Raw genomic sequence first — 26,249 nt, forward strand, 5'->3', positions numbered from 1 at the left:
TTCCGTTCGTCCTGAAATTCGGTGCCTTGCAGCGGTTCGTGCTGCATCTAGCGGCCCGGCCAGACTGGTGGGCGCTTTTCCTGGAAGGCGCGCACACCTTCGGCGGAGTCTTCGCTGTCCAGTGCGGCCATGAGGGCCGGCAGCCTGAGGCCGCGGGCTTCCGCGGCAGTGAGATGGCTGGTCCTGCTGACCATTTGCTTGACAGCCCGGACGGAGCTGGGCGCACAGGCGAGGATCTGGTCCACCCAGCGCTGCACCGCGGCGTCGAGCTCGTCTGCCGGAACCACCTCGTTGACGAGGCCCATCGCCTGCATCTCGGCGGCGTCCGCCTTGCGGCCTGTGAGGAGCATGCCCATCGCTTGGGTGTAAGGGACACGGCGCACCAGCTGGTGGATGCCGCCGTCGAGCGCCAGACGGCCGACGCGTGGTTCGGTGAGGCCGAAGCGGGCCGTGTCCGCGGCCACGACGATGTCCGCGCCGAGCACGATCTCCATCCCGCCGCCGAGCGCATAGCCGTTCACCCGGGCGATGACAGGCACGTCGAGACTGGTGCGCAGGCTCAGCCCGCCGAAGCCGTGTGGGTCGAGCTCGGCCCAGTACTGCAGGCCTGTCTTGTCCACGGCAGAGGCGGACATGTCCGCCCCGACGCAGAACGCCCGCGTGCCGGCGCCCGTGATGACGACGGCGCGCACGTCAGGATCGGCTTCGATCTGGTTCCAGATCCCGTTGAGCCGGGCCTGGGCGCTGCCGTCCACGGCGTTGAGCACGTGCTGGCGATCGATGACCACCGTGGCCACATGGTTCTCGATGGTCAAGGTGACCTCGTCAACCAATTCCTGTCCGGGCCTCTCCTTGGTTGAAACAGTCACCGGAGTACCCCCAACTTTTGCAGGCGTTCGATGGTTTCGGCGTCGAAGCCGTTCTCCAGCAGCACCTCCACATTGTGCTCGCCGAGCCGCGGCGCCACGCGTCGGATGGAAGGCGGGGTCGCAGACAGGCGAATGGGGGCATTGAGCATCTTCACGGTGCCGACGCCCGGGTGCTCAGCCTCCACGATCATGCCGTTGGCCTCAGTCTGGGCATCGGCCAACGCCTGTTCCAGCGTGTGGACGGGCGCGTTGAGCAGACCTTGGCTCTCCAGCTGGTTGGTCCAGTACTCGGTGGTGTTCGTAGCGATGCGCTCCCGGAAAATCGCCTGCAAGGCCGGCTTGTGCTTGAACTGCTGTTCCAGGTTGGCGAACTCCGGCCGCTGGGTAAGGTCTTCGTCCAGGCCCAACGCTTGGGAAATCCGGGCCAGCGGGTCGGGGGTGAAGCCGCCGACCATGCAGACGGCGCCGTCGGTGGTTTCAAAGACGCCGCTCAACGGCATGGCGCCCCAGTTGACTTCGTAGCCGCGGTTGAGCTGCATGCAGGCCTCCTGCATCTGCAGGTGGAGCATCGAGTCGTACATCGTCACCTCGACCTTTTGCCCGACACCGGATGCCTCACGGGCGCGCAGTGCCAGCAGGATGCCCTGCATGAGGTGCATGCCCGTGATGTAGTCGCACAGCGTGGTCGGGTAGATGGAAGGCTTCATGTCGTCCGACTCGCGCCGCCACATCACCCCCGAGTACGCTTGCGCGATTGCGTCCTGGCCACCCTTGTGCGAATAGGGACCAACCGGGCCGAAGCCCGTGCCGGAGGCCCAGATGATCCCCGGATTCTCCGCCTTGAGTTCCTCGTAACCGAAGCCCATCCGTTCCATCACTCCGGAGCGGAAATTGCTGACCACCACGTCGGCGTCGGCCATGACCCGGCGGAGGACTGCCTTGCCCTCGTCGGTGCGGGTGTCCACGGAAACGCTGCGCTTGTTGCGGTTGATGGAAAGGAAGATCGGGTTGTCCTGGCCGTCCTTGTCCGGGAAGGAGTTGCGCGAGATGTCGCCGGCGCCCGGACGTTCCACCTTGATGATGTCCGCGCCGTAGTCGCCCAGCAGCTGGGTGCAGGACGGTCCCATGAACACCTGGGTGAAATCGACGATCTTGATTCCCTCGAGCGGGAGCGGGGTACCAGCGGGGAGCGGGATGCCGATGGGCTTGGCAGCGTCGGCGGGCGCCGAGGCGGACGCTGCGGCTGTGCCGCTCAGGACGCTCTCATCGAGAAGGGTCTCGGTGCTCATGCTCCCACCACCGCTTCGGCGTCGACGGTAGCGTTCGACGACGGGACGTCGCCCGGGTCGGCGCCGTGCCGGCGCATGCCCTGCTGGATGTCCTGCGCGGACACCTCGCGGACGAGGGTACCGTTCTGGACCGCCAGCGCGGCCGCGATGCCCACTGCCTGGCCCATTGCCATGCAGGGCGGGATCTCCCGGGACATTTTCTGGGCCTCGGGGGTAGCCGAGTAGTGGCGGCCGGCGACGAGCAGCTGGTCCACTTCCTTGGGAAGCAGCGAGCGGTACGGGTAGTAGTAGTCACGGCCGCGGGCCACGGTGTCCGCGAAGTGGCGGCGGGAGGTGACATCCTCCTTCGTCATGACGTACTCGCCCTCGAGCAGGCGGGTCTGGCGGACGCCCATCTGGGACGCGACGTCGAGCATGTAGCAGTTCTCGAAGCCCGGCAGGTGCGCACGCACGTATTCCACGGCCTCGGTGATCCGGTCCCGTGCGGCGAACTCAGCGGCGGTCATGTCCGCAGGGTTCACGCCGTCGTATCCGGTCATGTGGGGAGCGTTGCACCAGACCACGCCGTCGATGGGTGTCTTGAGCCACCACAGTTCCCAGGCACCGCCCAGAAGCCGCTTAATGGTGCGGTTGATGGCGCGTGCTTCCTTCGGGTTGGCCTGTTCGAAGGCTTCCGCGGCCGCAGTGTCTACGTTGCCGAGGCGGAAGACGAGGGTGGTGAGGTAGCTGTCCTTGATGTGGCTGGCGCCGGCACGGGAGGCGACGTCGATGTCGCCGGTCGTGTCGATGACGATGTCCGCCGTGAAGGCTTGCGGCCCGGACTTGGTTTCGCAGATGACGCCCTTGATCACGCCGTTGTCAACGATCGGGCGGGAGAACCAGGAGTGGAGGCGGAGGTTGACGCCGGCTTCGCGGACGAGGTCGTTGGAGACTCGCTTCCAGCCGTCGGGGTCGAAGGCTGCGGCGTAGCAGATGGGCTTGGGGTTCGTGTGGGAGTGGAAGTCGAAGGTGCCGTAGCGGCCCCACTTGTTCCAGAGTTCCTCGGAGGTTTTGCGGTCATCGGCAGGCGGCACGATTGCCAGGCCGAGCTTCTGCAGGCGTTCCACGTACTCGGAAACGATGCCGGTAACCGTGATTTCCTGGCCGTTGATCATGTCATCGAGAACCAGGACCATGCCCCCGGAGGCCAGGCCGCCGAGGGAAGAGTAGCGCTCCAGGAGGGTGACGGATGCGCCGGACCGTGCTGCGGTGACCGCGGCGGCCACGCCGGCGGGCCCACCGCCGACCACGAGCACATCGGAGCGGGAGATGACGGGCGCGGTGAGATCCGCCGTCGTCGTACTGAGTTCCAGTGACGATGTGGTGGCAAAGGGGTTCATGGTGGAGGATCCTTACTTCCCGGCGGGCATGCCGTTGGAACGGTTGCCGGGGTATAGACGAGGTGCTCAGGAGGAGCTCGCGGCGGTGCACGCAGCGAACCAGCCTGGCGGAGGGCATGACGAGTAGAGGTCCCCGGGGACGTGGACACGGAAATGGAGATGTTTACGAACGGACCTCCAGGGTCCGTGCGTGTGTGGGATCGAGCGGCGGTTAGCGCCGGCTGATCACCACACGTGAGGGGCGTTGACCCAGATCGCTACGCATACCTCTTCGTAGCTGTTTTTGTACCAGTGGGGCGTATCCGACGAGAAAGTAATCGAATCGCCGGCTTCAAGCGTGTAGCACTCACCGTCGAGGAAGATGTCTTTCCTTCCCGAGAGGATGATGCCGAATTCCTCGCCGCTATGGCGGAACGGAGTGGCGCTGGTGTCGTGGCCTGGCGGACTCACGATCCATTGGGCCTCCAAGGCACCGTTGAGATCCGGAGTCAGGAGCTCGTAGACTGCCTCTCCCACGGACTTTTTGGTGACGCCTTTGAGGTTTCGCCGCTCGGACTTGCGGACAACCGGCGACCTGGTTTCTTCCTGGCCGAGGAAGAACTTCCCTACGGGAATGTCCAGGCCGTGAGCCAGCTGTGCCAAGGTGGTGAATGACGGATTGGCCAGCCCACGTTCGATCTGGCTGACGATCGCCGGGCTGAGACCGGTGATTTCCGAGAGTTTGGACAGGGTCATCCCCTTGTCCTTGCGCATCGTGCGGACCTTGTTGCCGACAGTTGCCAGAAGCGCGCTCGTGCCGGCCGGTGAGGATGCCGTGATGATCTCGTTGGTCATGATCCAGCTTTCTCTCGGTGAGCTGCCTCACATAACTATAGTGAAAAATTTTAGCGAATCAATGGTTTGGTCAAATTTTTCTTCTTGACCGCGCTCAGCCGCGGCCTCGTGGTGGGGAACTCTTCAATGCTGGCGCGGCAGTAGGGGCTATTTATCAAAAAGCATTGACCTGGTGAATATCTTCAATATAGTTAAGTGAGTCGCATCACGTCGGGAAGTTTGCAACACGAACAGAGACGCGGGCGCTATAGCCTTCTGGCGGAAGGCCCAGCCCAGCCCCATGTCCACCCTCGTGTTCCCATGCTGATCCTGCGGCATCCAAGCAAGCCATCCACGTTCCTTGTTTACGGACTGGGTGTCCCCGTTTGCTTCAAAGCGCTACGAAGAGGCACGCGTAGCTATCTGGGCTAACTCGCTTCCCATGAGGTGAGTTGGTACGGCCTCGCCGAACCAAGCCAAAATGATAGTTTCGATCACCGTCCATACCCCTGGATGTCAACGGTGATCCGTACCCTCACGCACCGCCAAGGTGCGGAGGAAGGAAAGAATCATGACTGACACTGTCGTCAAGAATGGCCCGGAGAGCGCCCGGAAATCCCGGCTCTCTCCGGAAATCCGCCGCGGGCTGCTGGGCCTCGGACTCGGGAACACCCTTGAGTGGTATGACTGGATGGTCTTCGGACTCCTGTCTGCCTTCATCGGGCCAAAGTTCTTCCCCTCGCAGGACCCTACCGCGGCGACCCTTAACGCCCTGGCGGTCTTCGCCGTCGGCTTCGCGTTCCGTCCGCTGGGCGGCGTCCTCCTCGGTACTTTCGCGGACAGAATCGGCCGTCGAAAGGTGATGCTGTGGTCCATCATGATGATGGCAATCACCACGTTGGTCATTGCCTTGTGCCCGACATACCAGCAGATCGGCGGCGCTGCCGGCGCCATCCTCCTGGTCTGCCGCATCGTGCAGGGAATCTCGACCGGTGTTGAAGCTCCGCTTTCCACCGCACACGCCGTCGAACTGGTTCCCGTGGGACGCGAAGGCTTCGTCGCCGGGATCATCTCCTTCTTCGTCAACTCGGGCATTCTCCTCGCCTCGCTAGTCAGCTACCTGTGCAGCCTGATGCTGAGCGGGGCTGTCATGGCCGATTGGGGTTGGCGCGTTCCTTTCATCGTGGGCGCAATCTTCGGCTTCGTCGTGGTCTACCTTCGCCGGACCCTCCCGGAAACCATGCGGCCCGAGGAGCTTGCCGAGAACTCCTCGAAGGCTGTTTGGGGCGGGGTGCGCAAGCATTGGCTGAGCGTGCTGGCCATCACCTTCGTCGTTGGGGCGGCGCAAGCCTACAACTACGCCTGGAATACGGGACTGCCCACCGCGGCCCGCAGCGGCTTCAAAGAAGACGCGACCGCGGTCTTCGCCCTCACCACCATTCTTGGCGTGGTGTTGGTTGTCGGCAGCCTGGTGGTCGGCAAATTCGCCGATGGCAAGTCGATTTCCAAGTGGTTCCTGATCACCCGCGCCCTGTCCATTCCGTCGGTCTTCCTTATGCTGATGTACTTCCGTCCGGGCATCGGCGGATTCGCCGCGGTCCTTCTGGGCGGCTCGGTCGTCCTGGTGCTGAACATGACCCTGTACAACGTCGTGACCAGTTCCCTGATGCCCAAATCCTGCCGCGGCGCCGGGACTTCCCTCGGTTACGGAATCGGCGTCGCGATCTTCGGTGGCACGGCCTCTTACCTTCTGGTCTGGCTCCAGTCCATGAATGCATCGTGGATCTTCCCGGTTTACGTCGCAGTGCTGTCTGTGTTGAGCATCGTGTTCTACCTGCTGGCACGGCGGAAGAGCGGCATCTTCATTGGAAGCTAGGAATGCGCCCGGATACGTTCGGCCCAGACCATTGTGGTTCCGGAGGTGCCCGTGATCTCGTTTGACCTCAGTCCGTCCGATGTGGAGCTCTACACCGCGGCCCGTCAACTGCTCCTTACGGCCCATCACGGCGAGAACCATCGTGTGGCCGCCGCCATGCGGGGCGCCTCAGGGGCGATCTACCTTGGCCTTCATGTCGGTTCCAAACGAATCAACGTGTGCGCCGAATCCAGCGCCCTCGCCAACGCCCGCATTGCACAGGAAGCCTCCATTAAGTCGACCGTTGCGGTCAGCATGGACGAACGCGGCGAGCCCCAGGTCACCAATCCTTGTGGCGTTTGCCGGGAGCTGCTTCGGAACTATGGGGCCCAGACGACTGTTCTGGTTGATGCCGGGGGAGAAGTGGGAACAGTCAACCTGGAGGAACTCCTGCCGTATCCCTGGATGCGGGCCACCGAGACCGAATGGACCACCCAGCCGCCAGAAGCCATGAAGACCCACTAAGCGCGACGGAAATGGCCGGCACTCTTTTGAGTCCCGGCCATTTCCGAAGTTCGCCACTATTTGTTGCCGCTATTTGACCAGTTCAGCTATCGCTTGGACGTCAGCATTTTGTGGCCACGTTTACGAACGATGGAGGTGCGGCCCAGCCAATTCCGGACCCGGATCGGCTCTGCCTCGGCAGGGGCTGGGGCGGAGATTCCCGGTACTGGTCCGGATGCCGCCCGACGGTTCGGACACAAGTCCGTGATCAGACCCATTCCCGCACATGCCCGCACTTCGCGGATTCCCAGCACTGCATCGCGCTTGGTCTCAAACTCCTTCGAGACCGCCATGACAGTCCCGTCGGCTGCCTTCAACCGGAACCTGTAGCGTTCCCGGGCATCGACAAACAATTCAAACTTACCTGCCATTCGTTGACCTCCCCAATAGACATATGGTCCTAATGGACCGTACCCGGCGGTCACGAAAATGCAAAGCACCCTTAGTATTTTTAGTGGTGTGCCGCGCAGATGCCGGATTCCGCGGCTTGTGGTTGCCGTATGTGGCGACGCCGTGTAACTTTGGCGATGCGAAGTAACCTTAGTAATACCCGCCACCGCCGGGTCCGCGGTTCAGCAGGAGGTACAGCAGTGGGTATCGGATCATCCATCTTTCTTATCGCCATAGGCGCCATTCTGGCCTTCGCCATCCCCGGGGATGTCGTTTCATTCATTGACCTCCACATGGTCGGCTACATCCTCATGGTCGTCGGCGTCATCGGCCTGATCGTTTCGCTCTTCGTTTTCGGCCCGCGCCGGACCCGCCGGATCAGCGAAAGCCGCTCCACTGTGGACCCGGTCACGGGGGACCGCATCGTGACCCGGGATACCCGCGACGGCGGAATCTAGCAAGAGCACAGGCTGGCTCAACCCCGGCACGGCAAACAAACACACCATTGCTGTCCGGGCCGCCCGCGGGGGACCATCGAGCATGACAAAATATCTCATCTCCTTCCCGAGTGAAGCCATGGTGCTCACCGACAAGGAGCTCCCCATCGTCTCCGCCGAAGCCCACACTGTGATCGAGGAGGCGAAGGCCGCAGGCGTGTACGTCTTCGGCGGTGGGATCGAGGAGGGAGTCGATCCCGTGGTGGTTTCCGCCGACGGCTCGGTGAGCACCGATATCTATCCGGGCTCCGAGATTAAAGGTGCGTTTACCGTGCTGGAGCTGCCGACGCGCGGGGACGCGGTCGAGTGGGCAAAGAAGATGGCGGCGGCCTGCCGCTGCCCTCAGGAACTCCGCGAGTTCCTGTACGACCCGGCAAGCTAGCTGCCCTCGGCTCCGGCGTCGATTAACCCAAAAGGGAATCCTGCCCCGGCATCAGCCGCAACAAGGCGACTCGCGATATCCGCAGCCTGCCATTTCTCGGTGTAGTACTCATCGGGACGCACCGGCTCCCAGGAAGAAAGGTATGCACGGTTGCGCACATACGCGGCGGCCAGCGCTGACGCATCACTCGAGCGCAATGTGCGCATACTGACATTTTCACTTAGCTGACGCGGTCCAAACACCAGTCAACTGTACTCACGGTCTACCCTCAAATGAGGTCCCCGGTTAGCGTTCGCCTAATGGCCACAAATCAAAGAGTGGCTCGACTCCCCAATACGCTGTATCCATGCAGATTCGTGAAACGACTGTGGATGACTTGGGACATGTGAATGCGGTTTGTGATGCCAGCGACCGCGCACGCTGGACAAAAGAGCTGATCGCGCCGAATAACGACCGAGTCGTTTTCGTGGCCGTCACCGCAGGCGAGGTCGTGGGCGCAGCCAAGACGCATTTCCACCCAGACCCCGAGGGGCGCGCCCCCGCAGGCCACTATCTAGGGGGAGTCGTTGTTGCTCCAGGGTTCCGACTGCGGGGAGTCGGTTCCGCACTCACCCAGGCGAGAATGGATCTGGTCTCGGGCTTCGAGCGCCTACTATTTCGCGAACGAGTACAACACGGCATCCATCAGAATGCACAAGGCGCTGGGCTTCCTGGCCGTCGCCCGATTCGCCGAGATTCACCGCGTGACAGCTGACGACGGCCGGTCAGAGCTCATCCTCTTCGAAGCGTCCCGGTAAACGATGCTGAACGGTCAAGGGTGCCACATCGAGCGATCGCAGGATGCCGCCACCGCTTCAGCAGCAGCACAGCAGTGGCCGGCGGCTTGCCCCACCGGCCACCCTTGCTAATCGGCTACTTGGGGTTGCTGTCTGTGAAGTAGATGTCAGCCGTCTGGTAGGTCACTTGGCTCATTGCATCGCCGGCCGTGCGATAGACCACGAAATCGGTCTGCTTCTGCCAGATCAGCACGCGGTCCGCTACCACCAGGTTGAGTGACAACGTTTCGGATGCCTGGGTGTCGGTGCCCGAGCTGATGCTGCCGCTCAGTTGCATCTCGTCGGTGTAGCTGACGGAGACCTTCGCGCTGACGGGGCCCGCTTCAATACCCACCTCAGCACCGACCGTCAGCGACGTGGTGTGCTGAAAGCCGCTGGAGGACTCCTGACTGGTTCCGATGAGGAAACTCTCGGTGTAGGTGCCTCCCGCCGGCGACGGGAAGCTTCTGGTGCAGAACCACTCTGGCTCCGCCGCCAGATAGTAGAACGGGCTGCTGTCGGAGGCAGGGTCGTCGATCAAGGTGGCGGGAAGAACTGCGACCTTGTCCAGGCCGGGGGACGTCTTTGTGCCCTCCCCATACCCGGGCTCGTAGTCGGGGTACGGTGTGCTGGCTCCGGAGACCGGAAGCAGGAGTTTGTCCAGTGCAAGGCACCAGGAAGTGTTCTGCAGATTTCCGTGTTCGTTGCTCAGCATCGTGGTCGGGGCGAGCAGGATTTCCTGGTCCTGCACACCGACGCCGGACAGCGAAGGTGCACTGAGGCTGCCGTCGTGGCTCGTCCAGTGGGACCCTGCGTCACTCCAGAAATCCTGGGTCGGGGCGCTTTGGAGATACTCGGTTTTCACACACCAGTAGTTTTCGGCATCCGGACCCTGTCCGTTGAATCCGACGCAGATACCAAGGGCTTGGTAGCCGTCCGGTGCCGTGGGCCAGAAGTAGTCGATGTCGTTGGGGTTGCCTGAGCCTTTATCATCAAGGATCCAGGTAAACCCGGCCGGGTGGACCAAAGCGTCCTCGTGTCCAGGCATGGGCGCCAGCAGCAGGATGGGTGTCTTTGCGACCGGGGTGTTGTTGACTGCGGCAAAGTCGCCCAGCGGCAGGAAGGTACTGGAATTGCCTTTGTAACCGCCGTAAAACGAGATCGGGTTGCCCCTCTCTGCCGTCCAGGCGTTGACGAAGTTTGCGGGGTCCGCAAACTTGATCAGGAACGGGGCGAAGGGGGCTCCGTTGTTGCCGTAGTCCGCCGCGGCGATGGCGGCGGCGACGAGTTCGCCCGGGCCGGCTTGGTCCGCGCTAAGTCCGGGTGTCGTGACTTTGGTGGTCGTGTTCATTTGTTCCCCAGTGTTTGAGTGTCGTCGTCCGGTCGAGAGGCCGGCCGTTGTCCTGAATCGTCAGGAAATGAGACCAATGGCGTACACGCAGTCCCATATCAGGCCCGTTGACGAGGCCGCCATCGGCGTTTGTAAAGCACACGGGCAGAGCCTTCAGGGCCCTGCGAAAGGGGTTAATCATGGGCAGCTACAACGAATCGCTATGAGCCACGACGGCTGGGAATCACCCAAGAAAAGGGGACAAAAGAAAGCACGGAGGTTGCGCAACCACCGGCCCTACGGTTTGAAAATTCATTGCGGCACCTAAGCGCCGACCCCCATCAAACAACGAAGCTCCCAGCCACAATCGATTGATAGGACACAGCGTAGCGCCGCATTTGTCCAATGAATAGAGCTAGCACGAGCATCATGCGTGACCGGCGAGGTCGAAGACAACATCGTGCGCGGGCTGTCCACATCCACACTCACCAAGCATGGCCCGTAAGCATCGATCCCTTTGCGTGCAGTGCATCGGCGGCAGCCAGATTCATGCCGAAGTCCGACAGCCCTGCTACTGAAGCATCGACTCGCTGACTATATTGAGCAAGGTGAACACATCCAGCGATGTGACGAAGACTCTAGCCGGAGGCCGCCGCAGTGTTCCGTTGCTGCGCCGTCCGGAAAGGAAGACAGCGTGAGCGCGCAGAACCATGCGGGGGCATTCGAGGCTGGCGAGGCATTTCGGCGTCAGAGCGATGAGGAAGTACGATATCGGCACGATCACGCGGTGGCAAACGGTGAGAAGCGCATTCTCGCCCGGACCGTTGAGGGCGGTCTATACAGCTATCACTCCGATGAAATCACGTTGGCTAAACAGGGGTTTTCAGTCGCAGTAGCATCCACTTGGCAAATGCTCGTCTTCGCAGGAGCGATGGCTGCCGTGTCCATGTTCGGCCTCGTCCTAACAGTCTTCGCGGCAGTGTCCGACGGCATCTGGGTCAGGCTGCTCCTGCCTGGCTTCAGCGGACTCTTCACCTGGCTTCTCTTCCACTGGGGGGATGCAGAACGTTCGGGCGAGAAATATGCGCAAGGAACGTGGCGTTCCTGAGCCATTGCCGTACAAAGCCCCAGTGTCGATCAATCTTCGAGGGGTCTCGCACTTCTAATCGCGCTTCGGTGCCCGCTTGGAACACGTCCGGCGCAGGGCAATCTCACTGATTGGCTGACCCATAGCCGGCGAGCAGCCATGGTCCACTCTCTCCAACTGTCAGACGACATTTCGCGATCACAGAACCGCGCCATTCAGCGCTGTGATTCGGAGATTGAATATTCGCTCGGGTCCGGGGTCCGAGCCCACGATTTGCGCCACCCCGAGCCATGCTGGAACAGAGAGCAGGGCACCGTTTCCCTAGGCTTATAGATCCAACAGCAATTGACCGGATGGCAGTTCGACTTCGAGCGACGGTGGGATGGCCAGCCCGAGGCCGTTGGAAATATTGGAATACAAGTCCACCTCGGCTCCAAGCGTTCGTAGAGTGACTATCAGGCTGTAAGGCACATCCAAGGCGCACCTGTCTGTTCGGCGATGCAACTTCCACCAGCCCGTCAAGGGAACCACGGCAACTTCGTCGACGTCGAGAAGCTTGTATGCGGCACCCCGCCACATGTCGCTGCGCAGCGATCCGCGATCTCGATTCTTTGTGCCGGCGACCCAGCCAGAACCCGCTGAAAACATCTGCGCGCCGGACTTATCGTCGTCATCCTCCGCCTCGGCTATGTCCTTGCGGAACTCGTCACTGCTCTGCGTTCCGGACTTGATGAGGAACTGCAAGCCATGAGAGGGATATGTGGAATGGTGGTTTGCCCCTCGTTTCCCAGGATTGGGCTCAACGAAGTATGACAGTGTCACTCGAAGTTCGACAGGACTGCTACCTAGTTGTTCGATGATGTTTCTGGACCATGGAAGCTTGTAGAACTTGACTTCACCTAGCTTTGGGTCCCGCTGCCCGTCGAAGGGCTTTAGCCGATCCTGAACGACCATAGTTACATCTGAAGCCTCGCTATTTAGAAGGTGCTTTTCGCGAGGAACCCCCCAGCCATACATGCGGAGAATAGTCTTGTCGAACACTCCCTTGGTTAGGGTGGTCCCATTCCGGGGACCATGGATTCCGGCGGCCATGTGCTCGGTCCACTCGGCGCGGTGAACCATCAGGCCTCTGACTGTCTCGGGGCGATAGTCCGGGTACCGAGATTGAATTATGGCAGCAAGTCTCGCAGCCTGGGCGGTCCCCGAGCTGGTGGCAAATGTAGGAGTCAGAGGGGCGGCACTGTCGGTCGAAGTCGTTATGACAGATACAGCGGATGGATAGTCCAGGGCGCCGCTGGGTGATCGAAGTAAGTTTCCGCCCTCAAGGACGATGTCGGGAACAGCACCATGGTTCTTATTCGCCAACACGCCCGTGCGAGAGTGCGGAGACAAGCCGCCCTTCACAGAAAGCGGCTGCCATCCTTCATAGTGTGCGGATGAAGGTACCTCGTCGAGCTCGGTATACGCGCCAATGCGCAATACGTTCCAAGCCTGAGACGGATCCTCGGCAATCTTCGTCATATTGGTTGAAGGGAAAGCCGACGGTAGACCCAATGCGTCGAAATCCTCATTTCGAACATTGCCAATCGAGACGCAGAAAAGCCGTTGTGCCCCCGGCTCCGGTTGGCCGACCTTGACCTTTTCAGAGCCAACTTCGACCATGCACCCCATCGCCAAAGCATCCAGGGCCGTCGACCATGTCGTGGGAAGCGCTTGGCGATGTTCCGTGCCGCTTCGGTTTGTCATCGTCTGAGCAAGCAGAAAAACACGTCTGTTCTTAGGGCGTCTTATTTCGGCTTCAGCCACAGCGTTGACCATGAGGATTCCGGGCGTGTGGTGGCTTTCATGGACGTCATTCTTACGCCGGAGGACCCGAACGGCTCCAAGCCCATGTGTCAGTTCGAGGCGCTCCCCATTTTTTATGTCGAGGTGGTCCCTGAGATCGCCGAATAGAGCAACTCCCGCCATTTGAATTCCGTGCCGGCTGAACATGTCATCACCGGGATGCCCATCAATGACACTCCACACTCTCTCGCGCAGGGAAGGCGAAAGAAGGGGGTGACTTGCTTTTACCCCATTGTCCAGCACGGTGACGACGGGTGCGTCCAGGGGTGCTGGATCAACGAGGCCTGCGAAGTCCTGGACCCAGTCCTCGACAAAGTCTTGGCCTAAGGTCTCAAGCTCCTCCATGAAGCTAGGCCGACGAATCTCTACTGGCATGGCGCGCGTGTTGAGCAGCATCTCCACGCTGTGTTTCGTCCCGACGACCACGCAGGAGATGTATTCGCCTAACTGTAGAACAGGGTGTTCTACAGTTAGGTCTAGTTGCGCACCAAATCGATCCAAAAGTGGGTACGACGATGTCTCCAAACCATTGTCATCGTGATACCAAAGCTCCCAATAGGTTTCGATTTCATCTGACGGAAGATCTGATTCTTCTCGCCAGAGGTCCGTCAGTGTGACCGGTTCAAAGGCAGCGATATTGGCCACGAGAGCTTGATATCGAGGTTTGCCATCTCTGGTGTCGTCCGCGAAGTTGGCGATGTCGGCGCTTAGCTTCGTCAATTGTTCGTTTGTCAACCACAAGACCGCCCGCTCGGCGGGTGCAATGGGTCTTTGGTCTTCCGGGGGTGCCCCATCAGTTTGTTCGGATGCCGAATGAAACTGCAAGAGTTCTGCCCGCGCTTTCAGTTCTGCTAGCTGCAGGCGGTGCGAGCTGTCGACTGAACAGCAACAGCCGAGAACCCGTCTGGGCGAAGTTCTCCCGGTACCTTCGAGCGCGCATGCATGGCCGCGTTTTGGGCGTTTGCTAGCGACTGATTCAGATGCTTTGCGTGTGCACCCCGGCTTGGGCCATGGTCAAGATACTCGGGACTGAATTTCGGGCTCGCGGGCGGATTCTTCCGGCTACTGGTCTCCTGAGAGGGCATCGCGATGTGATCTAGCGGGATGTGCGGGAAGTTCTCAGTCAATGCTGGGCTTTCTTCTCGCGGCTAACGCGCTGAGGAGAAGCGGAGTGTCGATGGTTGAACCGCCCGCCAAGATAGCGTCTTTAGCCGCGCGTTCGGCAGCCTTGACTAGATCCGCGTGAGATAGATCGTGTGTTTCGCTGGCGACCGCATTCCAGTTGATCTGGGAGGAGTCCATGGAGGCCAGCCGACGTCGGATCACGGACACAGCTTGTGCCCTTCCTGGAAGCGCATACCTGACTAAGGCATCGAATCGTCTGAACAAAGCAGGATCCAACAGGCTCATGTGGTTAGTCGCCGCGATCAGGACGCTTTCGGACGGTGCTTCATCAAGGAATAGGAGGAATGAGTTAAGTATCCGCCGGGCCTCACCGATGTCGTTAGTCGCGCCGCGGTCACTTCCGAGCGCATCGAATTCGTCGAAGAGATAGACGGCGCGACGCCGAGCCACCTCGTCAAAGATCAGTCGTAGCTTTGACGCACTCTCGCCTAGGAAGCGGCTCATTACTCCGTCCAGTCTGATGGTCATGAGTGGCAGGGAGAGCTCGTGGGCTAAGGCTGCTGCTGTCAAGCTCTTGCCCGTCCCTGGCGACCCCGTCAAAAGTAAACGATGGGCCGGAACGAAGCCATGACGGAGTAGTTGATCACTTTGGCGTTGTTCGTGTATGACTCGACCCAAAGTGGCCGAAATCTCGTCGCTGAGCACCATCTGGGAAAGACCCTCATCAGGATAAGTTATGGCCAGAAGCTCGCTAAGCTCCCCGCGCGGACTGCCAATCGGCGTTGGTTGTCCTCGGGGAACCTGCTTCGACCGGCTTTTGTCGATCAGGTCTCTGAGCTCTAGCGCAACTTTTGAATGGCCTCGCCGGGCAGATTGGGCGGCAAGCTGAAGTGCCACGCTGTAAAACAGATCTTCGTCCCCAGAGGCATGCGCGCGAAGGAGGGCCTTGACTTGATCGCTTGGTCCGGGCACGTTGCCTCCTTTCGGCCGAATTTTTCAATTCTCGATGAGATGCCTGCTCAAGGATCACTCAGTCTGGCTATCCTCTCATGTAAGAAGTTCCTGTTGATTTAGGCGTCGCCGCGTGGGCCCGATTCCCGGGGAATCGCTCATTTGGGACATGTTACGGATGTCGTTTGACGATGCGGCACACCGTGCTCCGGTCGACCTTGAATAGTTCGGCGATCTCGGCCGTGGTGTTGTTGTCCCCCCTTATATAGGGAGACGTGCGCGGAGCGGCCTTTGGCTTTGGCGACTTGCATGCCTTCGCGGGTGCGGGCGCGGAGGAGGTCGGATTCGACCATGGTCAGGATGTGAAGAGCATCCGGCCGACGGGGTCGGTCGGATCGTGGACGGATCAGCCGATGCTGAGCTTCACGGTTCGTTTGGTGAGGTCCTCGATGATGTCCCGAGCGTCGGGCAGGGAGCGGGCGAGCCGGTCGAGTTTGGTGACAACGAGGGTGTCGCCGGCCCGGACGGCGGTGAGGGCTTCGCGCAGCCCAGGTTGTGACTGGTAGTTGGAAATCCCGGGGCCAGGACGACACCGTGAGGGTTCGGCGTCGGCTGGCGGGTGCCCGATAGCCGGTCGTTCAGCGGCGCAAGAGCTACTCATAATTTTCGGATTTCGATCACCGTATTTCCGCAGCCGGCTGATTCCCGTAAGACCGCCCGAGAAAATGCCCGGTGGCGGGGGGGCGAATTTCATCGGTCGACGCAACAAATGGACTAGACAGGGTTGTTTGTCCCCGTCTGTTAGAGGCTACGCCACAGCCGCTTTTGGTGCTTTGTGCTCGGCCCTGAATCGTTCAGCGGGGGTGTCGTAGTTGAGGTTCTTTCTGGGGCGGGTGTTGAGTTCCCGCATCACGTGATTGACGTGTCTGACGCTGTGAACGGCCAGGTTGGTGCCCTTGGGAAAGTACTGACGGACGAGCCCGTTGAAGTTCTCGTTCGCGCCTCGTTGCCATGGGCTGGAGCGTTCGGCAAAGAACACCGGAATCCCCGTGGCCTCGGTCAATGCCTCGTGGCTGGCCATTTCCACTCCCTGGTCCCAGGTCAAAGTGCGTTTCAGGGACGGCGGCAACACGGCGAATGCGCTGGCGATCGCAGCGTTAACGCTTGCGGCGGTGTGGTCCCGGGGCAGATTGACGATCATTCCGTATTGGGTTTTGCGTTCCCTCAGGGTCACCATTGCCGAGACGGATCCGACACCTACGATGAGGTCCCCTTCCCAATGGCCTGCTTCCAAGCGGGTTCCAACTTCGGCCGGCCGCTGGTCGATCATTCTCATGTTGCGGATCCGCGAGCCTCGATTCGTGCGGGTGTGCCAACGGGTCTTGCGGATTCGCCTGCCGGTGCGCAGCCTGGCGGCGTAGCGTTTATGCAGGCCCTGGCCTTGAGGCAGCAGCAGTGACCGGTAGATCGTTTCGGGGCAGATCCGTAGTTCTTGGTCCTCGGGGTAGGTCTTCTTCATCCAGCCGCTGATTTCGTCCGGGGACCAGCAGCGGTTGAGCTTGCGTTGCACGAGCCCGCGCAGACGGGGATCGGCAACGAGCTTATGGACCTTCGGGCGAGATCGTTGCAGGCGGGCGTCGTGGTCGGCCGTGCGGGGGAGATAGCGGCCTTCGGCGTCCCGGTGGCGGTCCAGCTCGCGTTTGATGGTGGAGGGCTGACGTCCGAGCTCATAAGCCACTCGCCGCATGGAGAATCCCAGGTTCAGCAGGTCGGCGATCTGCAGGCGTTCCCGGACATCTAGGTATCGGCCCGTCGCTACCTGCGGGGGCTTCAGGGAGGGGATCTGGTAGTTGTTGGCGCGCCGGAGTGAAGTGCCTGTTCGCCTATGCATACCCAGAAGTCTGCACGCCTCGGCGTTGCTCTTGCCCTCGCGCATCATTTGCCAGTACTTCGTGTCCCGTTCGGCCCGCCGTTGTTGAGCCTCGGAAACCGTTGAAGCCACGACCTGTTCCGCGTAGCGGTTCGAGGACAGGGCTGCAGCGTGTTGGGCCGCAGCGGCAGCATTTCTTTCCTTCGCCAGTCGTGCGAGCCGTTCGCGTTCAAAACCGCGGCAGCGCCGGTCCGTCAACCGCAGAAGCACCTGGCATCGCGTCAAGGTAGCCTTCGAGCCCCGGAGTTGGTCGAACCGGATCTGGATCCACCGATATGCCGTCGAACGGCTCACCCCGCCGGCAAGGGCTGACCGTTCAAGGCTGATTCCGTCCTCGAACGCTGCCCAGAATTTGGCTTCGCTCTCGACGTTTGTCTGAAGATGATGGCGGCCTGTGGCCCCGTCAACCGCAGCCTCCCAGGCCGGGAGCCGGGAGGTATCGAATCCGAGCGCCGCCGTCGCCTCCACCGGACTCAATCCATCACCGCGGAGGCCCAGATAATTCTCGCGCAACCAGCGGTAGCCGACTTCCTTGTTGATTCCGGCCGCGCGGGCGGAAGGCTTGAGACCATTTCCCTGCTTGATCGAAGCCAAAAAGCGGATCCCCGTTGGGGAAGAGGAGCTCAAATACATGACAGATTCACCTTGGAATAGGTGTTGCTTCGATCGACAGAATCTCCCGGGGGACAAACGATACTTTCAACACCATGATCGGATTCCTCATCGGATATGTGCGCGTATCCACCAGCGCCCAAGACCTCACTGCCCAGAAAAACGCCTTGGTCGCTCTTGGGGTGACACCAGAGAATACCTTCACGGACCAAGGACTCACCCGGCGCCAACCGCGCCCGGTCGGGACTCAGGGAAGCGCTGGCCGCCTGCCGGTCGGGGACACCCTGGTCGTGACCAAACTCGACCGACTGGCCCGGTCGCTGGCGATGCAAAGGACATCGTTGACGAACTCACCCGGCGCGGAGTCAAGCTAAGCATCTGGGGCTCCGCCTCCGGGGGAACAGCCCAAGCTTTCCAAAACACAGGAAGCCCACCTAGTCTCCGTTCACCGAGTAGGGACACACGCGACGGTGGAACTCGCCGAACTCTTCGCGGTAGCGCGTTCAACCGTCTCCGTGCCATCAAACGCGCAGGCGACACCGCATGACCGCTTAGCGTGAAATTCCGTACGGATCCTCCGTGGACCCCGAGATACCTTGATCGTGGCGAAACTGGACACGCTGGCCCGATCAGTCACGGACGCCAGGGACATCGCCGAACATCTAGTCCGTAACGGGGTGAAACTCTCTATCGGCCGGCAAACCTATGACCCCACTGCTCTCATGGGCAAGATGTTCTTCGACATCCTCCCTACCTTCGCAGAATTCGAAGTGGACCGTCTGCGCGTGCGCACACGCGAGGGCATGGCCATTGCCGAAGCCAAGGGAAGACTCCGCGGCCGCGACCCAAACTCAGCCCCAAGCAACAACAAGAACTCAAACGGCAACTACATGATCACGGACCCGACGGACATGTTCTCCGTCTCAAGGACACCATCTACCGCACACTCCAAAGACCCCAACCATGACCATCAGAAGGATCCGCGGAGCTGTCCCTTCCCTCACTTCACCAGCCAACTAGCCGTGTCCGCCCGATTTTGCCCGAATACTACAGCGGCCCCTGGTCGGAACCGGCGTCGAAGTGGGTCACGAGTGACCGATGGTTGAAGGTTGCCAGAAGCCGCACACCGTTTTCATGCCGGGCAAGTCCGTCCGGACCCTCCAGCAGGGGGCAAGGAGATTCCGGGACACCCCGCGGCCCAGCCTCTCATCCTGCGCCCGGTAGACCGACGCCGTCGCGCCGCGGCCGATCAGAGTTCCCAGCCTGTAACGGTCACCGGCAAGTGTCCCTGGTTGTCCCGTGATAGGACCACCCACCACTGACACACCGCGACTTCTTCGAACCAGCCGGGCCCATACAGTCTAGGCATACCGCTGGCCGCAGAGTCCGGGTTGGGGCCCGTGAGGTCCCAACCTTGCTGTGCATCACGGGAAAACAGTGGAAGAATTAGGGTTGGACCAAAACGGCCGGCGGCGCATCTTGCCTGCTGAGACCCAGGTAAGTCCCCCAGTGCGCCGTCGGTCCTGAATTGCGCTCGGAAGGACGGTTGCGGCCGGTTCGCGCACGCCCGCGGCTGGGCAAAGGTCGGTGACCAGTCCCATGCCTGCACACTCGCGCGCAGCGGCTATGCCGGCGACAACTGCGGGCTTGTCCTTGAACGGCGTCGAAACAGCAATAACCATTCCGTCAGGTGATTTGAGGCGGAACCTGAATAAGGACTCCCCGTCAACAAACACTTCGAATATTCCGGCCACTGCTACCTCCCGGTCTGCGGATCCTGCTCCGTAGCGACTTCACTAGGAGCGGGACGGAGCATCACTGCATTCCTCGTCCGCTGCTCTGTTTGAACAACCACCGTGAATCGTTTTTCACATGATATTCAGTCTGTGCTGACTGCGTTGAGGCTAACAAGACCGCGTGAGTAAACCCTGTGTAAAACGTGTGCAACCCCAGGGGAGTCAGTTGCCGCTGGCCCTGTTCATCAGGTGCTCGAGCAGTGCCAGTTCGGGGAATCCAGGGTGTCGGGCAATGCTGGACCGGAGTTTTGCCCGGAGATGTTCCCCGCTCGGCTCGGTTTCATTCAGGACTTCGTCAATGATGTCCTGAGCTTGCTCACGCAGGGCCGCCAGACTGTCGCTGTTGCCCCCGGGAACCAGAACCGGTTCCGGCTCGACGAGTGGGTCTTGAGATTCCAAAGGTTCCGACACTGCCAGCTCCCGATATCCATTCCGGCAAGTCCCAGCTAAGTCAGGAACTCGCCCCCATTCACTACGATAGTAATGAGGGTGACCGGATTGTTCATGGCTTGAGCGACAGAACCCTGAATATGGCTTGGAAACGATGGTTTGTGACGCGAAAACTTTGGGGGACCGGAGCCTCGGGGATGCCGAAGATTCCATCCGGAATATCACCCGCGATCTTCTTCTCATGCCTGATCCCGCCACTGCCATGATCAGGCAAATTGACGGCTGGAAGCCCGCCAGCGGTGTTGAGTTCTCAGCCCGGCTCATCCGGCGGGGCTCGGTCGCGACACCCAAGACGGCAAGAGTCTAGGTTCATTCAGCCTACGCCGGGGGTCGGTATTCGTGGCCTGCGCGGTCAGTCCATGAGAAGTCCACGGGCTGCGGCAACGATGTGGCGTGCGGAAATACCTGCGGCATTGAGCAAGTCCTGGGGTTCGCCTGATCCCGGCAATTCCCTGACGGCGAGCAACGCAATGTGGAGTTTGGGGGTGTTGGCGCCCGCAAGGGCTTCGAGTACCGCCGAGCCGATGCCGCCTTGTGCATAGTGGTCTTCCGCGACAACAATCCGGCCTCCGGTTTCGAGACAGGTCCGGCGCAGGGTGTCGACGTCGATGGGCTTGACTGAGTAGAGGTCGATGACGCGGGCAGTGATTCCCGCCTGGGCCAGTTCCTCGGCGGCTGAGAGGCATTCGTGGAGCGTGACGCCGGCGCCGATAAGTGCCACTTGGTCATCAAGGCTCGCCCCGTGGACTTTGCATCCGCCAGCGAAGAACTGTTCGTCGGGCCCGTAAATCACGGGATAGGCCCCCCTGGTAGCACGCAGGTAGGAAATTCCGGGGATGTCAGCCATGGCGCTCACGAGCTGCGCGGTGGAGGGGGCGTCGGCCGGATACAACACGGTGGAACTGTGCACGGCCCGCATGGCGGCAATGTCCTCCAAGGCCATTTGCGAAGGACCATCCTGTCCGATTTCAACACCGGCATGTGTGCCGACCAAGCGGATGTTCACTTCTGAGACCCCCGCCATACGGATGAAGTCGAAGGGCCGTGAGACCAGGAAAGCCGCGAAACTTGACGCAAAGGCCACGTAGCCGCGGACCGAGAGGCCGATGGTGGCGGCAACAAGCTGCTGCTCGGCGATGAAGATCTCGAAGTACCGTTCCGACGCCACGTTCTTGAAATCGCCGGCATGGGTCGAATTCCCCACCTCGCCGTCCAGAACTACTACTTCGGGGCGGACCGCAAGCGCTGACACGGCGGCGCCGAAGGCGGCCCTGGTCGCCACTTTCTCGCCGACCTGCCAGCGTGGCAGCGTGACCGCAGCCTGGGCGTTCGGAGTAATTGCCGGCGTGCCGGCTTCCGGAGGATGTGTGGACACCTTGACGTTGCTTGGTCCACCGAGTGCTGCTATTGCTTTTTCCGCCATGTCTGCTGGCAGTGCTTTGCCGTGCCAGCCGTTTTGGTCTTCGATCTCGGGCACTCCTTTGCCTTTGATCGTCTTGGCCAGAATCACCGTCGGCTGATCAGGATCGCTTTGCGCCCGGCGCAGCGCGTCGTCGATTTGGCCAAGGTCATGACCGTCGATGATGAGGGCCTCGGCTCCGAACGCTTCCACCCGCCTGGCGTAACTCTCCATGTCCCACTGGAGTTCGGTGGGGCCGTCCTGGCCGAGCCTGTTGACGTCCACGACGGCGGTGAGGTTTCCGAGGTTGTAGTAAGAGGCTTTGTCGATGGCTTCCCAGATAGACCCTTCGGCGAGTTCGCTATCGCCGCACAACACCCAGGTGTGGAAGGGCAGCTTGTCCAGTGACCGCCCGGCGAGGGATATTCCCACCGCAACCGGCAATCCCTGCCCCAGGGAGCCGGTCGCCACGTCAACCCACGGCAGTAGCGGGGTCGGGTGGCCCTGCAGCCGGGCACCGAACCGGCGATATGTGTTGAGCAGCTCATCTTCGTCGACTACGCCGACGGCCCGATACATGGAGTACAACAGGGGGGAAGCATGTCCCTTCGAGAAAATGAGGTGGTCATTATTCTGCAACGCCGGGTGCTCCCAGTCGTAGCGTAGGTGCCGCGTGAGAAGGACAGCCATGAGATCGGCTGCCGACAAGGACGACGTGGGGTGACCCGAGCCTGCGCTGGTACTGCATCTAATGGAGTCCACACGCAATTGGGTGGCGAGGGCTCGAATGGAATCGGCTTCTTCGGCCTCCAGGCTCGTGGAAGGTATTTTTCGCTCGTTTAACATGCCCGTTGCCTTTCGTGCGCCGCGGACTCTGCCGCGTTCACTGCTCAGTGCTCGTCCAACTGCTGGAGCAAATCTCCCAGGGCCCGGCGGATATCGTCATAGTCGTATTGACTGGCCCTGCTTTCGGCTGAAATAACAGCACACCGGTGAATGCGTTTGAAGTCCCCGTAGGGAAATTTGTAGCGGCCTTTCTGGCCTTCCGGATGTTCATCATCTATGCCGAGAAACCATGCCGAATATTCAGCGCTCCCCTTCTTATCAAGGAACTTGTTCTGGTCTTGAGTCGAGGGCGCGTGTTCGCTCCAATCGTCCCGGCTATCAAGGACAAACTTGCTGTCCTTGATGAGTTCCTTGGCATGATCGAATGCCTTCTTGTTGAGTTTCACGGCCATGGCGTTGGCTCCGTTTCGTGGAAAGGCCTATATCCGACGTCTCCTGCCGACGACAGCCCCGTAAATCAGGAGCACAATGATCGACCCGCCGATGGCAAGCAACCACGTCCGGAGCGAGAAGAATTCCTGCAGGCCGCCGCCGAAGATCAGACCCCCGATCCATCCGCCCAGTATGGCTCCTATGACCCCCAGGAGCATGGTGATCAATATTCCGCCGCCTTGCCTGCCGGGAATCAGCAGCTTGGCAATAGCTCCGGCGATCAGCCCTAGCAGCAGAAATCCAAAAAATCCCATCACTTTCTCGCTTCCTAGAAATTCACCAATTAGTGGTCCCGCCGATCCGCGGAAGGTTACCCCATCGTGAGCGGTGGTTCTCCCAGGGGGCGCGTAGGCGGGAAGGGAAGATCGGGGTCCGGGACGGGCGAAGGGCCCGGCTCAGGCAGGGGGACCGGTTCGGGGGTTCCGGGGCGGGGGCCCGGTTGGGGTTCGGGGCCCGGATTCGGGACGGGCGTCGGTCCCGGCTCCGGTAGGGGTACGGGCTCCGGTGTTGGTGCGGGGCCGGGTTCCCGGGTGGGGTCTGGTTCTCGCGTGGGATCGGGAGGGAATTCGCTCATGGTTTGCTCCCCGGATCGTCCCGCTCGTCGGCAGGGACCGCCGGCGGTTCCTCGGTAGTGTAGTCGCCCTGGATCTTTTCGACGGGAACCTCGGGGACGCTTTCCCTGCCGTAGTCGCCCTCGGTGTATTGGCCGACGCCCAGTTCCTCGCCGGTCGCCGAGGGGCCCCGCAGGGACGCCTCGACGTCGGCCGTGTTCGCGGCGGCGGGAGCGGTGAGATCGGGATCGACGGCTGGCAGTTCCGAGGGGGCGCCGACGCCGGACGCCTCGCCGCTGTCATCGACGTCGCCGCTTGTCACGGAGCCGCGCCATGCGCCCGTTTCCCGGCCCCGCTCTTCGATGAATTTCTTGAACTTGTCCAGATCGGCGGAAACCCGCAGATCGTCGATGCCGACCATCGAGCCGGCCTTTTCGGCGAAGCTCTCGGGCTCCCACTCGATTTCAACGATAACGCGGGTGCGGGTTGCGCCAAGTGCTTCGAAGCGCACCGAGCCTGCGTTCCGGGGACCGTCGACGCTTGCCCAACTGACTAAGGAATCCGGAACCTGCTCCAAGACCTGGGCATTGAATTCGCGCTTGACGCCGCCGACGTTGGTGGAAAATTGCAACGCGGTTTCGTCGATCTGCTCTACGGCCTCGACGCCCTTCATGAATTCCGGGAAAGTTTCGAACTGCGTCCATTGGTTGTATGCCACAGATACAGGGACGTCCACGTCAATTGTCTGGTTAACGGTAGCCATCTTCATGCTCCTTCGGATTGGTTCGTGGTGGTTGGCAATCTTGCTGCGGTATCAGCCCGCGTCGAATCGTTCTTCGTCATCATCCTTGGGCGACTTGTGGTCCGGGAGACCCGTTGCGTCCCCTTTTGGTTCGGAGGAAAACGGCTGGCCGGTCTCGGTTGAGTCGGTGTTGGACTCGTCCAACTCTGCATCGGCTGAGGGCACGGAGGCTGAACCTTCGCCGCTTGCCTCTGATGTCGATCCGGGGTGGCGATCCTGGTCCTGGGGCTTGGCCTGCTGATTGACGGGCGTTGCTGTTTCTTGTTCCGGCGTCGGCGTTCCGTAGCCTCCGGCTGCCTCTTCCTCCGCTGAATGCTGCTTGTCCATGTCCATGCTGTCCTTTCCGTGCTGCGTGAACCTTCTGATCGAAAACCGAGGGAGACCCAGAGAGCGGCCACTAGAGGCCTTTTCCTCCCGTGACCGGCACAACGGCGCCCGAGATGTAGGACGCTTCGTCGGAGGCAAGGAGGACATAGGCGGGAGCCAGTTCCGCTGGTTGCCCCGCCCTGCCCAAAGGGGTGTCCTGGCCAAAGTCCGGTAGCTTGTCCGGCCATTCCGTTGCGGGAATCAACGGCGTCCAAATAGGTCCCGGGGCCACGGCATTTACCCTGATGCCTTTGGGTCCCAATTCCTGCGCGAGGGCCTTGGTGAAAGCCACTTGCGCCGCTTTGGTCATCGCGTAGTCGATCAGTTGCGGTGACGGGTTGAACGCCTGGATTGAGGCCGTGACGATGATCGAGGCTCCGGCCTTCAGATGCGGGAGTGCCGCACGAGCCGTCCACATCAGGGAGTACAGGTTGGTTTTGAAAACCCTGTCCATTTCCTCGGTGGGCAAGGTGGCAAGTCCGTCCCTGTTCTTTTGGTATCCGGCATTCAGAACGAGGATGTCTAGCCGGCCGAACTCTTCCAGTGCGCGTTCCACCGTGGATTGGCAGAATTCTTCGGACTGGGCGTCACCCGGGAGGGGCAAAGCCTTCGTCCCCGCTTTCCGGATCCACTCTGTGGTGTTCCGTGCGTCCAGGGCTTCTTCCGGTAGGTGGGAAAATGCAACGTCGGCGCCTTCCCTGGCGAAGGCGATGCCCACGGCTGCTCCGATCCCGGAGTCGCCTCCCGTGATCAGGGCGGCCTTGCCCAACAACCGGCCATGGCCCGTGTAGGAAGACTCGCCGTGGTCCGGAACAGGCTCCATCGGCCCGGTCAGTCCTGGCTGCTTCTGTTCTTGCTGCGGGAAGGACCCCGTGTGGTAGGCCGAACGTGGATCCTTCGGCGGGGAAAGCCGGGTGCTGCTTGGTTGTTCCATTTCAGCTTGCTGCGGTTCTGGCTGGTCCATGATCACCTTCTTCGTCGGCATTTCGACGCTCGCGTGAGCTGCTACCACATCGAAACTAGTAGGCCGGGCGGCCTCTGTCCATGGATTCGGCGAAATTGCTCAGCAAACTTACTATATGGATCTACGGGGCCTGCACTAGCCGATTCCGGGTCCGGAAATCAGGGGTGGCCACTGGCTGGCTTCTCCTCCCGTTCCCTTTCCGGACGGCTGTACCGTGGAGACCAGGCCAGAAGCGGGTACAGCAGCACCAGTGCGGCGAGTGCCACCAGGATGCCCAATCCAGCAAGCGCGCCGACTTCCTGCCCGCGCACAACGCTGAAGATCAACCCGGCGCATCCCGCAATCAGAAGAGCGACGCATGCAAGAACAGCCTTGACGATTTTGTTACCCGCCGACACCAAGCGGGACTTGACGTGGTGCTGGAAGAGTCGCCGATGCAGGCTGACCGGAACGAGCATCAGGCCGGTGGTCATGGTCGCGAGGATCACCAGTGCGAGATACAACCAGTTTTCCAACTCGGTCAACGTGCCAAATCGTTGCTGGAACGGAAGAGTCAGGAGAAAGCCTCCGATGATCTGCACGCCCGTTTGCAGGACACGCAACTCTTGGAGCAGCTCGTTCCAGTTGCGATCCATTCGCTGTTCCCTGGATTCATGCCTGGTGTCGGCCTCCGGCCCGGCGGCCAACGGATCCTCCCGCTGGCTCATGACGGCCGCGGCAGCTCGCAACCTGCCACCGGGTTCAGCCCCGTGTAATTCAGTGGACCGGCGACGATATTCAAAGTAATCGTCGCGAACTGGGAACACTGAGCAGGAACTGCATTGAAATAGCCGCGCTGGCCGGCGGCCACCGCTCCAATAACGAGCCAAATCACGACGATCAGCCCAAGAATCGACCCCGATCGCATCTG

At 61.0% G+C, this 26,249-nt stretch carries 34 protein-coding genes and 3 pseudogenes; 12 read left to right on the plus strand and 25 right to left on the minus strand.

Features of this window, described 5'->3' with window-relative positions; translation table 11 throughout:
• Positions 1-47 precede the first annotated feature (47 nt).
• The 3 genes from ABD884_RS11460 to ABD884_RS11470 are packed head-to-tail and all read right to left on the minus strand — an operon-like array spanning position 48 to position 3,537.
• Positions 48-869: an enoyl-CoA hydratase-related protein gene (locus ABD884_RS11460; protein ID WP_345045728.1), complete on the minus strand. Its 822-nt coding sequence runs from the start codon at positions 867-869 to the stop codon at positions 48-50.
• On the minus strand, positions 866-2,158 hold the full coding sequence (locus tag ABD884_RS11465) for a CaiB/BaiF CoA transferase family protein (protein ID WP_345045733.1): 1,293 nt from the start codon (positions 2,156-2,158) through the stop codon (positions 866-868). Before ABD884_RS11465 ends, ABD884_RS11460 begins: the two co-directional genes overlap by 4 nt.
• The gene (locus ABD884_RS11470) at positions 2,155-3,537 is read right to left on the minus strand and encodes an FAD-dependent oxidoreductase (RefSeq protein ID WP_345045736.1); all 1,383 of its coding nucleotides are present in this window, start codon (positions 3,535-3,537) and stop codon (positions 2,155-2,157) included. Before ABD884_RS11470 ends, ABD884_RS11465 begins: the two co-directional genes overlap by 4 nt.
• Here ABD884_RS11470 and ABD884_RS11475 point away from each other — a divergent pair.
• Entirely contained in the window at positions 3,536-3,664 is a 129-nt protein-coding gene (locus ABD884_RS11475) for a hypothetical protein (RefSeq protein ID WP_345045739.1), read from the plus strand. The genes ABD884_RS11470 and ABD884_RS11475 overlap by 2 nt on opposite strands.
• Before the next feature lie 98 nt (positions 3,665-3,762).
• Here ABD884_RS11475 and ABD884_RS11480 read toward each other — a convergent pair whose 3' ends face one another.
• On the minus strand, positions 3,763-4,371 hold the full coding sequence (locus ABD884_RS11480; protein WP_345045743.1) for a helix-turn-helix domain-containing protein: 609 nt from the start codon (positions 4,369-4,371) through the stop codon (positions 3,763-3,765).
• Positions 4,372-4,576: 205 nt separating this feature from the next.
• Positions 4,577-4,702, minus strand: a complete 126-nt coding sequence (locus tag ABD884_RS11485; RefSeq protein ID WP_345045746.1) for a hypothetical protein — start codon at positions 4,700-4,702, stop codon at positions 4,577-4,579.
• 219 nt (positions 4,703-4,921) lie between these two features.
• On the opposite strand from ABD884_RS11485, the gene ABD884_RS11490 reads away from it, so the two are divergent.
• Both ABD884_RS11490 and ABD884_RS11495 read left to right on the plus strand, forming a co-directional pair.
• Entirely contained in the window at positions 4,922-6,226 is a 1,305-nt protein-coding gene (locus tag ABD884_RS11490; RefSeq protein WP_345045750.1) for an MFS transporter, read from the plus strand.
• Between the two features lie 51 nt (positions 6,227-6,277).
• Positions 6,278-6,730 (plus strand): cytidine/deoxycytidylate deaminase family protein, encoded by a 453-nt coding sequence (locus tag ABD884_RS11495; RefSeq protein WP_345045752.1) that lies wholly within the window; start codon positions 6,278-6,280, stop codon positions 6,728-6,730.
• A gap of 86 nt (positions 6,731-6,816) precedes the next feature.
• Here the strand turns inward: ABD884_RS11495 and ABD884_RS11500 are convergent, their stop codons facing one another.
• The gene (locus tag ABD884_RS11500; RefSeq protein WP_345045757.1) at positions 6,817-7,140 is read right to left on the minus strand and encodes a YegP family protein; all 324 of its coding nucleotides are present in this window, start codon (positions 7,138-7,140) and stop codon (positions 6,817-6,819) included.
• Between the two features lie 219 nt (positions 7,141-7,359).
• Between ABD884_RS11500 and ABD884_RS11505 the strand changes: the two genes are divergently transcribed.
• Entirely contained in the window at positions 7,360-7,617 is a 258-nt protein-coding gene (locus ABD884_RS11505) for a DUF6458 family protein (protein ID WP_028267194.1), read from the plus strand.
• 82 nt (positions 7,618-7,699) lie between these two features.
• Positions 7,700-8,038, plus strand: coding sequence for a YciI family protein (locus ABD884_RS11510; protein ID WP_345045762.1), 339 nt, complete (start codon positions 7,700-7,702; stop codon positions 8,036-8,038).
• Here the strand turns inward: ABD884_RS11510 and ABD884_RS11515 are convergent.
• Positions 8,035-8,244, minus strand: a complete 210-nt coding sequence (locus ABD884_RS11515) for a hypothetical protein (protein WP_345045766.1) — start codon at positions 8,242-8,244, stop codon at positions 8,035-8,037. The two genes, ABD884_RS11510 and ABD884_RS11515, sit on opposite strands and share 4 nt — an antisense overlap.
• Positions 8,245-8,384: 140 nt before the next feature.
• Here ABD884_RS11515 and ABD884_RS26180 point away from each other — a divergent pair.
• A pseudogene (locus tag ABD884_RS26180) lies at positions 8,385-8,606 on the plus strand (hypothetical protein); the annotation flags it as partial.
• A 1-nt stretch (position 8,607) separates the two neighbouring features.
• Positions 8,608-8,835, plus strand: coding sequence for a hypothetical protein (locus ABD884_RS11520; protein ID WP_345045769.1), 228 nt, complete (start codon positions 8,608-8,610; stop codon positions 8,833-8,835).
• 115 nt (positions 8,836-8,950) lie between these two features.
• Here ABD884_RS11520 and ABD884_RS11525 read toward each other — a convergent pair whose 3' ends face one another.
• Both ABD884_RS11525 and ABD884_RS11530 read right to left on the minus strand, forming a co-directional pair.
• Positions 8,951-10,204: a Vps62-related protein gene (locus ABD884_RS11525; RefSeq protein ID WP_345045774.1), complete on the minus strand. Its 1,254-nt coding sequence runs from the start codon at positions 10,202-10,204 to the stop codon at positions 8,951-8,953.
• Positions 10,205-10,754: 550 nt separating this feature from the next.
• Positions 10,755-10,967, minus strand: coding sequence for a hypothetical protein (locus ABD884_RS11530; RefSeq protein ID WP_345045777.1), 213 nt, complete (start codon positions 10,965-10,967; stop codon positions 10,755-10,757).
• Between the two features lie 3 nt (positions 10,968-10,970).
• On the opposite strand from ABD884_RS11530, the gene ABD884_RS11535 reads away from it, so the two are divergent.
• Positions 10,971-11,291 (plus strand): hypothetical protein, encoded by a 321-nt coding sequence (locus tag ABD884_RS11535; protein WP_345045780.1) that lies wholly within the window; start codon positions 10,971-10,973, stop codon positions 11,289-11,291.
• A gap of 306 nt (positions 11,292-11,597) precedes the next feature.
• Here the strand turns inward: ABD884_RS11535 and ABD884_RS11540 are convergent, their stop codons facing one another.
• Positions 11,598-12,224, minus strand: a complete 627-nt coding sequence (locus ABD884_RS11540; RefSeq protein WP_345045783.1) for a hypothetical protein — start codon at positions 12,222-12,224, stop codon at positions 11,598-11,600.
• A 108-nt stretch (positions 12,225-12,332) separates the two neighbouring features.
• A pseudogene (locus ABD884_RS26185) lies at positions 12,333-13,310 on the minus strand (S8 family peptidase); the annotation flags it as partial.
• Here ABD884_RS26185 and ABD884_RS26340 point away from each other — a divergent pair.
• Entirely contained in the window at positions 13,239-13,442 is a 204-nt protein-coding gene (locus ABD884_RS26340; protein ID WP_345045784.1) for a hypothetical protein, read from the plus strand. The pseudogene ABD884_RS26185 and the gene ABD884_RS26340 overlap by 72 nt on opposite strands.
• A 792-nt stretch (positions 13,443-14,234) precedes the next feature.
• Here the strand turns inward: ABD884_RS26340 and ABD884_RS11550 are convergent.
• From ABD884_RS11550 to ABD884_RS11560, 3 genes and pseudogenes are all read right to left on the minus strand, one after another.
• Complete coding sequence (locus tag ABD884_RS11550; RefSeq protein WP_345045788.1) at positions 14,235-14,840, minus strand: AAA family ATPase; 606 nt, start codon at positions 14,838-14,840, stop codon at positions 14,235-14,237.
• 523 nt (positions 14,841-15,363) lie between these two features.
• Positions 15,364-15,753 (minus strand): annotated as a pseudogene (locus ABD884_RS26190) (recombinase family protein); the annotation flags it as partial.
• A 246-nt stretch (positions 15,754-15,999) separates the two neighbouring features.
• Entirely contained in the window at positions 16,000-17,715 is a 1,716-nt protein-coding gene (locus ABD884_RS11560) for an IS30 family transposase (protein ID WP_345045797.1), read from the minus strand.
• A gap of 113 nt (positions 17,716-17,828) precedes the next feature.
• On the opposite strand from ABD884_RS11560, the gene ABD884_RS11565 reads away from it, so the two are divergent.
• Entirely contained in the window at positions 17,829-18,107 is a 279-nt protein-coding gene (locus tag ABD884_RS11565; RefSeq protein ID WP_345045802.1) for a recombinase family protein, read from the plus strand.
• Between the two features lie 198 nt (positions 18,108-18,305).
• The gene (locus ABD884_RS11570; protein WP_345054729.1) at positions 18,306-18,839 is read left to right on the plus strand and encodes a recombinase family protein; all 534 of its coding nucleotides are present in this window, start codon (positions 18,306-18,308) and stop codon (positions 18,837-18,839) included.
• A 318-nt stretch (positions 18,840-19,157) separates the two neighbouring features.
• On the opposite strand, the gene ABD884_RS11575 is transcribed toward ABD884_RS11570, so the two are convergent.
• Both ABD884_RS11575 and ABD884_RS11580 read right to left on the minus strand, forming a co-directional pair.
• A complete protein-coding gene (locus ABD884_RS11575) occupies positions 19,158-19,487 on the minus strand; it encodes a YegP family protein (protein WP_345045807.1) in 330 nt (109 codons plus the stop codon).
• Between the two features lie 204 nt (positions 19,488-19,691).
• Positions 19,692-19,940 carry a hypothetical protein gene (locus ABD884_RS11580; RefSeq protein WP_345045810.1) on the minus strand — a complete coding sequence of 83 codons (249 nt, stop codon included), beginning with the start codon at positions 19,938-19,940 and terminating at the stop codon, positions 19,692-19,694.
• Positions 19,941-20,094: 154 nt separating this feature from the next.
• Here ABD884_RS11580 and ABD884_RS11585 point away from each other — a divergent pair, with 154 nt between their 5' ends.
• A complete protein-coding gene (locus tag ABD884_RS11585) occupies positions 20,095-20,286 on the plus strand; it encodes a hypothetical protein (RefSeq protein WP_345045815.1) in 192 nt (63 codons plus the stop codon).
• A gap of 45 nt (positions 20,287-20,331) precedes the next feature.
• Here ABD884_RS11585 and ABD884_RS11590 read toward each other — a convergent pair whose 3' ends face one another.
• The 9 genes from ABD884_RS11590 to ABD884_RS11630 form a co-directional block, all read right to left on the minus strand.
• A complete protein-coding gene (locus tag ABD884_RS11590; protein WP_345045818.1) occupies positions 20,332-22,224 on the minus strand; it encodes a transketolase in 1,893 nt (630 codons plus the stop codon).
• Positions 22,225-22,268: 44 nt separating this feature from the next.
• On the minus strand, positions 22,269-22,616 hold the full coding sequence (locus tag ABD884_RS11595) for a hypothetical protein (RefSeq protein ID WP_345045822.1): 348 nt from the start codon (positions 22,614-22,616) through the stop codon (positions 22,269-22,271).
• 27 nt (positions 22,617-22,643) lie between these two features.
• Positions 22,644-22,910 carry a GlsB/YeaQ/YmgE family stress response membrane protein gene (locus tag ABD884_RS11600; RefSeq protein ID WP_028267186.1) on the minus strand — a complete coding sequence of 89 codons (267 nt, stop codon included), beginning with the start codon at positions 22,908-22,910 and terminating at the stop codon, positions 22,644-22,646.
• 56 nt (positions 22,911-22,966) lie between these two features.
• Complete coding sequence (locus tag ABD884_RS11605; RefSeq protein ID WP_345045830.1) at positions 22,967-23,230, minus strand: hypothetical protein; 264 nt, start codon at positions 23,228-23,230, stop codon at positions 22,967-22,969.
• Entirely contained in the window at positions 23,227-23,970 is a 744-nt protein-coding gene (locus tag ABD884_RS11610) for an SRPBCC family protein (RefSeq protein ID WP_345045835.1), read from the minus strand. The genes ABD884_RS11605 and ABD884_RS11610 overlap by 4 nt, the downstream gene beginning before the upstream one ends.
• Positions 23,971-24,021: 51 nt before the next feature.
• Entirely contained in the window at positions 24,022-24,342 is a 321-nt protein-coding gene (locus ABD884_RS11615; RefSeq protein WP_345045840.1) for a hypothetical protein, read from the minus strand.
• A 64-nt stretch (positions 24,343-24,406) separates the two neighbouring features.
• The gene (locus ABD884_RS11620; RefSeq protein ID WP_345054732.1) at positions 24,407-25,309 is read right to left on the minus strand and encodes an SDR family oxidoreductase; all 903 of its coding nucleotides are present in this window, start codon (positions 25,307-25,309) and stop codon (positions 24,407-24,409) included.
• Between the two features lie 188 nt (positions 25,310-25,497).
• Positions 25,498-26,046: a DUF6328 family protein gene (locus tag ABD884_RS11625; RefSeq protein WP_345045846.1), complete on the minus strand. Its 549-nt coding sequence runs from the start codon at positions 26,044-26,046 to the stop codon at positions 25,498-25,500.
• Positions 26,043-26,246, minus strand: coding sequence for a hypothetical protein (locus tag ABD884_RS11630; protein ID WP_345045851.1), 204 nt, complete (start codon positions 26,244-26,246; stop codon positions 26,043-26,045). Before ABD884_RS11630 ends, ABD884_RS11625 begins: the two co-directional genes overlap by 4 nt.
• Positions 26,247-26,249: the final 3 nt, after the last annotated feature.

This window comes from Arthrobacter methylotrophus, assembly GCF_039539965.1.
GTDB classification, from domain to species: Bacteria; Actinomycetota; Actinomycetes; order Actinomycetales; family Micrococcaceae; genus Arthrobacter; species Arthrobacter methylotrophus.